The organism is Corynebacterium sp. HMSC05D08, from assembly GCF_001807215.1.
Taxonomy (GTDB): Bacteria; Actinomycetota; Actinomycetes; order Mycobacteriales; family Mycobacteriaceae; genus Corynebacterium; species Corynebacterium striatum.
The window spans coordinates 18,005-27,090 of record NZ_KV788361.1 but is presented as its reverse complement, the minus strand read 5'-3'; the positions used below and the strand labels follow the sequence as shown (position 1 = coordinate 27,090).

The window sequence follows — 9,086 nt, the reverse complement described above, 5'->3', positions numbered from 1 at the left end:
GGCGGCGCAGCAGGGTGCGAGCCAGCGAGAGGCGTTGCCGCTCACCGCCGGAAAAGCGGTAATCACGCGAGCCCACCACGGTATCCAGGCCTTCCGGCAGCGCGGCGATGACCCCGTCCACGCGCGCGGCGTTAAGCGCCGCGCGCATCTGTTCGTCGCTCGCACCCGGCTGCGCGAAGAGGAGGTTCTCCCGCACCGTGCCGTGGAGCAGGTAGGTCTCCTGCGAAACCACGCTAATGGCCTCCGCGCGCTGCTCCGGCGGAATATCGCGCAGGTCAACTCCGTCTAAGAGCACGGCGCCTTCGGTCGGATCGGCAGGGCGTGCCAAAAGTGTGGCTACCGTGGACTTGCCGGAACCGGTATGCCCCACTAGCGCGGTGGTGGTGTGGGCGGGGATGGTGAGGGAGGCGTCGGCAAGCTGGGCGGGCTCGGTGGCTTCTGTGAGCTCGGGTTCCAGGTCTAGGTATTCGAAGATACGGCTAAACAGCGCCATGGACGCCACCCACTGCGCGCCCACGTTAAGCAGGCCGGTAATGGGACGGAAGATTTGAGTCTGCAGGGTACTAAACGCGATGAGCGTGCCAATGGTAATCCCCGGGCTCAAGCCGGCGACGAGATAGATCAGCGCTGGCATGACGCCAAAAATGATTTGCGTGAGCGCCACCATCGCCACCAGAGTGGCCACCGTCATGGTGAGGTTGCTGGCCACGGAGGTCGCCGTGGTGGTCACCGTGCCGCGCATGGCCGCGATGTCGTTGGTCAGGCGGGACTGGATTTCCCCACCGCGGTTGTTGGTGAAGAACTGCAACGATTGGCGCCGCAGGTTGGCAAAGACCTGGGTGCGCACCTCGTGCATGATGATGTGCCCCACCCGCGCGGATAAAAGGACTGGATAACGCCGATGGCTTGCGACACCACGGTGATGGCCAGCATGCCGCCGACGAGCCACAGCAACAGCGTGCCGCGGTGCGCGGCGAACAGGCTGGCCACGCGGCGAAAGGCAATCGGGTGCTGGGCCAGCTGATCGACGTCCGCCGGGTCCTTCACCGCGGTGTGCATCGGCCGAGCCATTGCCTAACCGCAGGAAACGATTGGCTGCGGGTCGTAGACCGTAGTCGTGGTCTCGCGGGATACCTCGCGGCCGGAGAGGTCCTTGATGATGCGGGTATCCGAGGTGGTAAAGCCCGGCGCGCCTGACGACGGCGAGCAATTCTCACCCACCGACATACGGGTTGGCTGGGTGGTGGCCCAGCGACCGTTGTTGACAGACTCCACATTGTAGGTCTTCACGCCCTTGAAGCGAACGGTGATCTTGCCGCCACCGAAGTCGGTCTCAATGCGGACCGGGGTGTTCGTGGTGTTCTTGAACTGCAAGTCGATGGAACCCTCGTACACGGTAGCCTCGCGGCCGGCCGGGTAGCGGGAGATGTAGTAAGAGTGCGGCGTGTGGGCCACGTCCTCGAAGCCGGCGAAGTAAGCGGCATTGTAGAGCGTGGTGGCGAACTGCGAGATGCCGCCGCCGACCGCAGTGCCGGAGTGTCCATTGATGATGATGCCGGACTCCACGTAGCCCTGCGCCGTGCCGCGCGGGCCGGTGTAGCCGTTGAGGGAGAAGGTCTCGCCTGGGTTGACCACAGCGCCGTCGACCTGCGCCGCCACGCGGCGGATATTCTCGCCCGATGCGCCAGAGAAACCGCCGGTGGAAAACTCCGACACGGTGTCGTTGAAGGTGGCCTTTTCCGCCATCTCGGTGGTGTACTCCGCCGGATCCGGCTTGTAGTCCGCATCCCAGGTGCGCTCGTCGCCCTTGACGCGCTTATCGAAGTCCTTCAAGGTCTTCTCCCAGTCGATAATCGAGCCATCGACCGATGGAGTCACATTCATCTTGTCGCCGCTGAAGGAAATCTTGGCATTCTGGCCTGGCACCTGCGCGCCATCCATGCGCTCCTCGAAAAGCTGCTGCGCCTTCGGCGTATCCACCTTCAGCTCCAGCTTGCCATCCTTCGCCTCAATGGAGACGAACTGCGCGATTTCGTCCTTGCGCAGCGTGCCCGCGACGTTGTTCTCGCCGTTGATGGTGAGCGGGTTGTCGAGGGCCTTGGCGACGTCGCCAGTGCGCATCGCCTCAATCGCGTCGTCGTTGATAGCGGGCTCCACCTCGACAGGCTCTACCTCAACGCCCGCCGGGTCGAGCCAGTTTTCGGTGATGCCATTTTTCAAATCATCCGGCTCCACCGTCTGGCCCAGCACTGGCTTGGTCACCTTAAGCTGGCCGTTGTTGAGCTCCAGCATGCCATCCTTCGGTGCGAAGGAGAGCTCGTTCTTCACGCGCTCCAGCGCACCATCCAGTGCAGTGTCGTCAATATCAACGGCGACCGGGATTTCCTGTGTGGCCTTTACGAAGCTAAAAAGACGAGTCACCGGGTTATAGGAAACATCCGGAATGCCGTCCACGGCCTTCTGGTAGTTCAGGGTCAGGCCTGACTCGGCAGGGACTAACTGGGAAGACTTCTCCCCGGAGGTGACGTTGACGGGCTTGGTCTCGACGTCGCCAAGCTCGCGCTCCAATTTCTCTACCGCAGCGGTGCGCTCCATGCTGGAGATGTCCACACCGCCCACGGACGTCGCACGCGGAACCTTGCCCTGATTAGCAATAACGTCCCACGTGTAGGCGATGCCCGCGATCAGGAGAAGGCCGACGATCACGCCGAGGGTGATGCGCCAGCCTTTGCCAGTTTGCTGTCCTACTGCCTTTTTCACGCCTTAAAGACTATCGTTCGAGCTGCAACATTCCTAGTAAGGTCCCGTTTACTCGGCCAGACGCCGGGCAGAAGTTTGCAGTTGCTCCTCGGTCAAGGTGCCGTCATCGAGGGCTGCCACGACGGCGTCGATAGCCGCGTCGAAGCCCCCGTCAGTGGACCACAAGGGCATGTCAGCACCCGCCCCAATCGCAGCAACCACCGCCTGCGGCACATCCATCGTATCCGCGATGGATGCCATTCCGCCCAGGTCATCGGTGTAAATGGGGCCTTCGAAATGCAGATGCTCGCGCGCGAGCTTATAAGCGGCCGGATTGATAGAAGCCGCCGTTTGGCCATCGCCCAGGCCCGGCACAGCGAGGTGGCTCATCATCAGGCCGGCCCCAGGGGCCGCGGGGACGGCTTTCTCGAAGGGCACGAACTCGTGGGTGTAGAGCTCCTCCAGTGGCGGGGTCACGGCCTCAGCCAGGTGGGTATCCCCCGAGGCGCGCCCGTGGCCTGGGAAGTGTTTGAACACGGCTTCGACGCCGGCCGACTCAAGGCCGCGGGCAAAGGCTGCGCCATACTCACCGGCTTGCGCCGGATCGGTGGAGAAGGAGCGGTCCCCCACCACTTCGAGCCCGCCGCCGTCGACGTCGAGGACCGGGGCGAAATCCACGTTGATGCCGTGTGCCTTGAGCACGCCGCCGATCTCCGCGCCGATCCTCTCCACATCCTCCGGGCTGCCGTCTGCGGCCATCTGCTGCGGGGCCGGGAATTCCCCGAGGACTTCGGAGAAGCGCTGCACGCGGCCGCCTTCAAAATCAATGGAGACCTTGAAGTCGCGGCCCAGCTCCTCTCGCAGGGCCACGATGTTGCGGCCCTCTTCGGTGAGCAGATTCGGGTCCGCCCAGCTGGGGATGAAGATGCCGCCCGCGCCGGCTTCGAGCTTCTCGCGTGCGTCGTCGTAGTTGACGGCCGGCGGCATGAGCAGGGAGGCCGCCAGCTGCCGGCGGTCCGTTGCGGCGGGCGCGGCGCTGGTCTGGGGGGTAGCACTGGCGCTTGACGACGCCGTGTTTTCCGGCGGCGCGACCTCCTCATCCGCGCAAGCCACCAAGGTACTTCCAAGCCCCACCGCGGCGAGTACGGCAGCTGCGCGCACTCGTACCCGAGGACACGAAAAAGCGGCTGCAGATCCAGCCGCGGGACGGAAGCAATGGAAAAGATGCATGCCCTCCAGTGTGCACGATTGGCCACGCAGCGGCCGTGAAGGGGGTTACTATGGCCCCTATGAGTAACGCAGAGACCATGTTGATTGCTTACGACGGCTCCACTCGCGCTGCCCGCGCCATGGAGCACGCGGCCCGCCTGCTGCGCCCGCGCCGCGTGGAAATCCTCACGGCGTGGGAGCCGGTTGCCCGCCAGGCCGCGCGTGCCGTGAGCCGCACGGGTTTGCACCAGTCCACCGTAGCGCCGGATAACGTCGAGGACGATCCCGCTTACGAGGAGGCGCTGCGCATCTGCAAGCAGGGCATCGAGGTCGCCGAGAGCCTGGGGCTGAGCGGCCGCGCTCACCTGGTGGAGTCGGTGACCACGATTGCTTCCGCCATTGTCGACGCCGCGCAAGAACTCGACGTCGACGTCATCGTCACCGGCACCCGCGCGCTCAGCGGCTTCCGCGGCTGGTGGACCAACTCCACTGCCGAGCACATCGTGCGTAATGCGGGCCTTCCGGTGTTCATCGTTCCGCCCGAGCTTGACGACGACGAGGACGACGAGGAACCCGAGGCCCACAGCTAGTCGCATCCCCGGCGCGATTCGTACAGGAATTGCGCCGTGTAGCTGCTAGTATCTAGGACCATGGCACTCGAGACGGACTCCCTCAACAAGCGCACCCTCGGCCCAGCCGTGGGCAGCACCGTCGTGGGCATCGCCCTCGGCGTCATTACGGTGATTGGCATCGCGCAGTTCTCCAACGCTGACGTGGTCCCGGCAGGCAACGCTGTGTCTACTTCCGACGCCGTCATGGGTGGCCCGGAGTACGGCTCCCGCAACTAATGTGCGTGGCTTTTTCTCCCGCGGCATAGCCCGCCGCCCGCAGCTGCGCTGGCGCCTTGTCGGCCTGCTAGTGCTAGCGCTTATTGTCTTTAGCCAGCCTTTTGGGCTGACCGTCGCCGACACCAAACATGACCTCGCCGCGAACCCACTGGGGTTTCTGCGCGGCGCCCTGCACGCTTACACCGAGGTCTTCACCTTGGGCCAGCTGCAGAACCAGGCCTACGGTTACTTGTTTCCACAGGGCCAGTTTTTTCTCCTCACTGACTTCCTCCCCGACTGGATAGCCCAGCGCCTGTGGTGGTGGCTCGTCCTCGGAGTGGGTTTTTGGGGCTTCCATCGGCTCCTTTTCGCCGCTCTGCCGTCGCTTCGGCAAGCGCCCGGCTGGTGGCCTTTCTTGGCCGCGCTGCTCTACTCGCTCTCCCCGCGCGCGCTAACCACGCTGGGGGCCATCTCCTCGGAGACTTGGCCGGTCATGCTCGCGCCTTGGGTCGTACTGCCTTTCCTGCGCCGCGAGCTGAACTGGCGCGACGCCGCGGCCGCCATCATTCCCGTAGCGCTGATGGGTGCGGTCAATGCCACGGCTACGCTCGCGGCCTGCGTGCCCGCTGCCGTGGTCCTGCTCTATCGCCGCGCCTGGCGCCCCGGGCTGGCCTGGCTTGCCGGCTGCGCCGCGGTATCGGTCTGGTGGATCGTTCCGCTGCTAGTACTCGGCCGCTACGCCCCTCCGTTTACCGAGTTCATCGAGTCCTCTTTTGTCACCACCCGCTGGCTCAACCTGCCGGAGATTCTGCGCGGCACCACCAGCTGGGCGCCCTTCGTCGACACGGAGCGCAGCGCCGGATATGCCCTGGCCGTCGAGCCTGTCTTCGTTCTGGTTACCATCGCGGTGGCGGCCGTTGGCCTGTACGGGCTTAGCCGCCTGCCTCGCGTATGGCCGGTGATGCTGTGCGTGGGCATCGCCATCTTGGGCACCCACGCCGCGTGGTACCTGCATGCTCTCGACGGCCCGCTCGCGGCGCTGCGCAACCTCCACAAGTTCGACCCCCTAGTTCGCATCCCGCTCCTGCTCGGATTCGCCGCGGCCACCGCCCCCCTTCCGCTGCCTGACTCGGGCCGCGCGTGGCTGCGTCCCTCCCGGAAGCAGGCGGTTGCCGTGCTGGTGGCGGCGCTCGCCTGTGCCTCCTTCTCGCCCGCGTGGACCGGCCGCCTCCTACCCAAGGGCGCCTATTCCGCGGTCCCCGACTACTGGCACGAGGCCGCGGACTTTCTCAACGCCACCACCCGCGATACCCGCACGCTGCTCTTCCCCGAGTCTTCCTTCGCGCGCCAAGTCTGGGGCTGGACCCGCGATGAGCCGGCGCAGGCGCTTCTCGACGTCCCCTGGGCCGTCCGCGACGCCATCCCTCTGGTTCCGCCCGAGGCCATCCGCGGTCTCGATGGCGTCGTCGCCGCGCTTCACAACGATCCCCGCACCGGCACCGCTGCACTCCAACGCCAAGGTATCGGGGCGATCCTGTTGCGCCACGACCTCGCCTCCACCGAGGGGGCCAGTGGCCGCGACGACTCGCAGCTAGCCGCTTGGCGCAACGCCTCCTCTTACGGCGGCCAGGTCCACGCTTTCGGCCCCAATGACGAGGTTGAGGTCATCATCCTGCCGCACCAAGACTCCGCGGGAGCGCTCAGCACCACTGAGCCCGTACGCGTCGCAGGCGGCGGCGAGTCCTTGGCCTTCCTCGATGCGCATTCGGCCAACCGGCCTGCGTATGAGCTGGTGGAGGGCAACGCCGACATCGTCACCGATACCCCTACCCTGAGCGACCGCAACTACGGCACCCTCGACGGCCCCATCTCCGCCCCGCTGGGCGCTGAGGATCCCTCGACCGTGAACAACCGCCTGCGCGACTACCCCTCCGCAGGCCCGCTGACCACCGTGGAGTCCCACGGCGGCACGGTCCGCGCCTCCTCGTCTGCCGCCGACGCCGACTCCTTCGGCGGCGCCAATCCGGCGCGCTCCATCACCTCCGCAGTAGACGGGGAGAACTCCACCGCCTGGTGGCCAGCGCCTGGCGACACCGGCTGGCTCGAGCTCAACAAGGACCCCCAAACGCCCGCCTGGGACGCCCCCGTCATCGATCTCCTGGCCACTGGCCACACCGAGGTCACCGTGCGCTCGGGCAGCGCCAAGGTCAAGGTCAAGCTCAAGCCTTATCGCTCCCGCCAGGTGCGCGTGCCCGGCGGTGCGACGCACTCTATCCGCATCGAACTCAAAGAGCGGGTGGGAATCGCCAACGCACAGGTCATGGGCTCGCCCATAGAGCGCGTGGTCACCGTCCCAGACACCTCACCGGACGTGCGGCAGTTCTTCTTCCAGCAGCTGCTCCAGGACTCCCGCATCCTCATCCGCGACTTCACCGCACCGCGTTCCATGCAGGTCACGCTCGATTCCACAAAGACCGTGCTTATCGACGGCGCGCGCTATAACCCCGGCGACACCCTCACCCTGCGCCCCGGCAAGCACCGCGTCCGCACCACGGGCACGTGGATAAGCCTGCGCGAAAAGGGCTGGAATCCGCCCAGCACCACCCCGGCCACCGGCCGGGACATCACCGCCGCCTCCACCGAGCGCCTCCTCATCACCGGCGACGCCTTCAACGAGGGCCTGCGCGGTCACCTCGATTCCCCCACCGGCAGCATGGACCTGCAGCCCCGGGAGATCAACGCCGGCGGCCAGGCCTACGTCATTCCGGCGGGCGCGAGCGGAAGCTTCCGCCAAAGCTTCGTCGCCGAGCGTGCCTACCAGGTGGCCCTGGGTCTCGGCGGAGCGCTGGCACTGCTCACGGTAGCCGGTTGCCTGCTCGCACTTCGCCGCCGTCCCCACGAGCCCTGGCTGCCCGCCGACACCGCATCCTCGCACACCGTGGCGGCGCTATGCGGGCTGGGCACCCTCGCCCTGCTGGGGCTACCCGCCGTACTGGCGGGGGTGGCGGCATGGGCGGTGCTGAGGTGGACGTCGTTAAGCGCGGCTCCTTTGGCGGCCGCCCTCACACTGGCCGCGGGCGCCATGCTCGCCCGCGCCCCCTGGGCAAGCGGCACCTACGCCGGCGACTCCGTCTTGGTGACCTGCCTGTGCGCCGCGGCCTTGGCCTGCGTTCTGTGGCCGCGCAACAACCGACGCCCCGGCTCCTCCACCACCACATAGCTCACCGCCGACACCAGCAGACTCAACGCCACCGTGGCCACGAGGACCACGCCAAAATGGGCCACCGAGCCGCTAAACATCGGCACCCCCAGCAGCGGGAAGACCACCGCGAGCACCGCAACGTGCCACAGAAACAGCGAATAGGACCAGCGGCCCAGCGCTTGGAAAACCTCGCTCGCCAACACGCTTTTCTCCGCGCGCGGGGCCAGCGCCACCGGCACCAAAACGCACGCACCGAACACTGCACCGACAATGATGCGCCGCGCGAACTCGCCCGGCTCCGGATGCTCCAGCCCCCGCGGGCCAAACCATTCGCGGCTGGCCAGCCACAGGCAACCTGCCGCCAGCAGCCACCACGCCCACCGAATGCGCAGGGCCCGCTCCACCCAGCGCGGAAGGCGCAGGCCCTCCGCCTCTGCAGCGAGCAACCCCACCACGAACCAGGACGCATACGCCGGCGGCCAAATCTGCGAATTGACGTCACCTTTGTCGAAGTCCGTCACGAAAGGCACAAAACCCCAGCCCCAACTCAGCACTGCTGCAGCCAGAAAGGCCGCCATCCGCTGCTGCCGGTTCCACCCCCTCATGAGCCAGGCCAGGGCCGGCAGCACGAGGTAGAACGCGAACTCCACGCACAGCGACCACAGCTGGGTCAGACCCGGCGCGAGGCCATCGACCACGTAGATCTGCGTGCTCGTGAGGTTGCTGAGCACTTGGGTGAGGGTGACGGAGTGGGCGTCGGGAAGCAAAGCGAGCACCAGCACCACGCACACCAGGTAGGCGGGCGCCAGACGCGCCACGCGTGACCAGGCATAATCCTGGGTAGTGTGCAGATGGCGGCGGCGCCACAGCAAAAAAGCGCTCAACGCGAAAAAGACCGCCACGAAGTAATCGAAGCGCTCCACAATCCCCCATCCAGTGCCGGTTTGGAAGGAAACGTGGGTGACCACGATCCCCAAGGCCGCGCATCCGCGCAATCCATCCAGCTCGGGAAGGTGGCAGGGTACAGTCTTTGAGGAAGCCAAAACGGTTTTCTCCTTCCTCCGGCTAAGATTCATAGGGCCATGACGCCACAAGCGAACTGATTGGAA

The 9,086-nt window shown here is 66.0% G+C and carries 7 protein-coding genes; 3 read left to right on the top strand and 4 right to left on the bottom strand.

Going from position 1 to position 9,086, the window contains the following annotated elements; all coding sequences use genetic code 11:
* The 3 genes from HMPREF3148_RS11835 to HMPREF3148_RS11825 all read right to left on the bottom strand — a co-directional run.
* A partial coding sequence (locus HMPREF3148_RS11835) for an ATP-binding cassette domain-containing protein (protein WP_246818817.1) occupies positions 1-871 on the bottom strand: 871 nt, incomplete at its 3' end.
* A gap of 203 nt (positions 872-1,074) precedes the next feature.
* Complete coding sequence (locus HMPREF3148_RS11830) at positions 1,075-2,760, bottom strand: VanW family protein (protein ID WP_210383008.1); 1,686 nt, start codon at positions 2,758-2,760, stop codon at positions 1,075-1,077.
* A 48-nt stretch (positions 2,761-2,808) separates the two neighbouring features.
* Entirely contained in the window at positions 2,809-3,900 is a 1,092-nt protein-coding gene (locus tag HMPREF3148_RS11825; RefSeq protein ID WP_070509200.1) for a glycoside hydrolase family 3 N-terminal domain-containing protein, read from the bottom strand.
* Between the two features lie 128 nt (positions 3,901-4,028).
* Between HMPREF3148_RS11825 and HMPREF3148_RS11820 the strand changes: the two genes are divergently transcribed.
* From HMPREF3148_RS11820 to HMPREF3148_RS11810, 3 genes are read left to right on the top strand one after another with little or no spacing between them, the layout of a single operon-like run.
* Positions 4,029-4,538, top strand: coding sequence for a universal stress protein (locus tag HMPREF3148_RS11820; RefSeq protein WP_034657125.1), 510 nt, complete (start codon positions 4,029-4,031; stop codon positions 4,536-4,538).
* 60 nt (positions 4,539-4,598) lie between these two features.
* Positions 4,599-4,796 (top strand): DUF2613 domain-containing protein, encoded by a 198-nt coding sequence (locus HMPREF3148_RS11815; RefSeq protein WP_005529528.1) that lies wholly within the window; start codon positions 4,599-4,601, stop codon positions 4,794-4,796.
* Between the two features lies 1 nt (position 4,797).
* Entirely contained in the window at positions 4,798-7,995 is a 3,198-nt protein-coding gene (locus tag HMPREF3148_RS11810) for an alpha-(1->3)-arabinofuranosyltransferase domain-containing protein (protein ID WP_210383007.1), read from the top strand.
* Here the strand turns inward: HMPREF3148_RS11810 and HMPREF3148_RS11805 are convergent.
* Positions 7,890-9,020, bottom strand: a complete 1,131-nt coding sequence (locus HMPREF3148_RS11805; RefSeq protein WP_049151359.1) for an acyltransferase family protein — start codon at positions 9,018-9,020, stop codon at positions 7,890-7,892. The genes HMPREF3148_RS11810 and HMPREF3148_RS11805 overlap by 106 nt on opposite strands.
* Positions 9,021-9,086: the final 66 nt, after the last annotated feature.

Coding starts and splice junctions, on each gene's coding strand:
- HMPREF3148_RS11815 (WP_005529528.1), top strand. CDS start 4,599: ATGGCACTCGAGACGGACTCCCTCAACAAGCGCACCCTCGGCCCAGCC.
- HMPREF3148_RS11820 (WP_034657125.1), top strand. CDS start 4,029: ATGAGTAACGCAGAGACCATGTTGATTGCTTACGACGGCTCCACTCGC.